The organism is Pseudomonas sp. AGC41, from assembly GCF_057334555.1.
Window position 1 is genome coordinate 107,778 of record NZ_JBHFJB010000067.1, and the last position, 1,024, is coordinate 108,801.

At 60.6% G+C, this 1,024-nt stretch carries 1 protein-coding gene; it reads left to right on the forward strand.

Going from position 1 to position 1,024, the window contains the following annotated elements; translation table 11 throughout:
* Positions 1-91 precede the first annotated feature (91 nt).
* Positions 92-958, forward strand: coding sequence for a carboxylate/amino acid/amine transporter (locus ACE04F_RS13170; RefSeq protein WP_486107270.1), 867 nt, complete (start codon positions 92-94; stop codon positions 956-958).
* The last annotated feature ends 66 nt before the right edge of the window (positions 959-1,024 follow it).

The window sequence follows — 1,024 nt, forward strand, 5'->3', positions numbered from 1 at the left end:
CCCCCCCCCCCCACAGGGTTCCCGGTGTTGGGTAACTCGCGACAAACCCCAAAAACCGCTATCTTCGCCGCCATTCGAAACGAGGGGCGGTATGGGCTATCTACTTTTTGTGACCTTGATCCAGGCGTTTTCCTTCAGCCTGATCGGCGAATACCTGGCCGGGCATGTCGACAGTTATTTTGCGGTGCTGGTGCGCGTTGTGCTGGCGGGGCTGGTGTTCATTCCGTTGACCCGCTGGCGTCAAGTTGAGCCGTCGTTCATGCGCGGCATGCTGCTGATCGGTGCCCTGCAGTTCGGCGTGACTTACGTCTGCCTCTACCTGAGTTTCCGCGTGCTGACGGTGCCGGAAGTGCTGCTGTTTACCATCCTCACGCCGCTGCACGTGACCTTGATCGAAGATGCACTCAACCGTCGCTTCAACCCTTGGGCCTTGATCGCGGCGCTGGTGGCGGTGGCCGGCGCGGCGGTGATTCGTTATGACCGGATCAACCCGGATTTCTTCATGGGCTTCTTGCTGCTGCAACTGGCGAACTTCACCTACGCGGCCGGGCAAGTGTTGTACAAGCACTTGGTGGCGCGACACCCGAGCGACCTGCCGCACTATCGGCGTTTCGGCTATTTCTACCTCGGCGCGCTGATGGTCGCGCTGCCGGCCTTCCTGTTGTTCGGCAAGGCCGATTTCTGGCCTGAAGCGCCATTGCAATGGGGCGTGCTGGTATTCCTCGGCCTGGTCTCCACCGCGCTGGGGCTGTATTGGTGGAACAAGGGCGCGTGCCTGGTGAACGGCGGGACATTGGCAGTGATGAACAACCTGCACGTACCGGTGGGGTTGCTGGTGAACCTGCTGATCTGGAACCAGCATGAGGCATTGGGGCGGTTGCTGCTGGGTGGGTCGGTGATACTCGCGGCGGTGTGGATCAGTCGGTTGGGCATACGCCCATCTCAGCCTTCACACTGAATCCCCTTGTGGGAGCGAGCCTGCTCGCGAAGGCGTCGTGTCAGATAATAATCTGCTGCCTGACAC

Coding starts and splice junctions, on each gene's coding strand:
- ACE04F_RS13170 (WP_486107270.1), top strand. CDS start 92: ATGGGCTATCTACTTTTTGTGACCTTGATCCAGGCGTTTTCCTTCAGC.